1 protein-coding gene is annotated in these 448 nt (G+C 28.6%); it reads right to left on the bottom strand.

The window, feature by feature from the left end; genetic code table 11:
* Positions 1-21: 21 nt before the first annotated feature.
* Positions 22-423, bottom strand: a complete 402-nt coding sequence (locus B2U95_RS00005) for a hypothetical protein (RefSeq protein WP_296310981.1) — start codon at positions 421-423, stop codon at positions 22-24.
* Between the last annotated feature and the right edge of the window lie 25 nt (positions 424-448).

Genomic DNA, 448 nt, shown 5'->3' with positions numbered 1-448 from the left:
TATACACCGTGTTGGCAATAGTTATTTTTTCAAGTATTTTTTCACGAATTTAAGTTCCGATTTATGGTCAATTTGGGCATTCGCACCACATACACTTGTCCACAATTTTCCATATTCATCTATTCTTCCAAAAACTAAATACTTTTTATTTTTTTCGAAGTAATAGTCACAATTATTTGCTTCGTCTTTTTCCTCAATTAAATTCCGATTAAGTAGAAGTTTTTTTCCGCGATAAAGCTTTATACTTTCAAATTTTCCGTCACCAATATAATTCCCGTAAAAAATTATTGTTGCAGTTTTAAAACTGTCTTCTAATTTTAATTCATTTTGACTTTTTCCATTAACAATTGGATAAGTTTTGCAATCACACGCAAAAGATTGATTGAAATACGTTAAAAAAATGATTAGTATTATTGCTCTCATTAAGTTTCTCTAATTATTGCCAACG

It is taken from the genome of Winogradskyella sp. UBA3174 (assembly GCF_002364335.1).
Taxonomy (GTDB): Bacteria; Bacteroidota; Bacteroidia; order Flavobacteriales; family Flavobacteriaceae; genus Winogradskyella.
The sequence above is the reverse complement of the archived record's forward strand: the minus strand, read 5'-3'. Positions and strand labels throughout refer to the sequence as shown.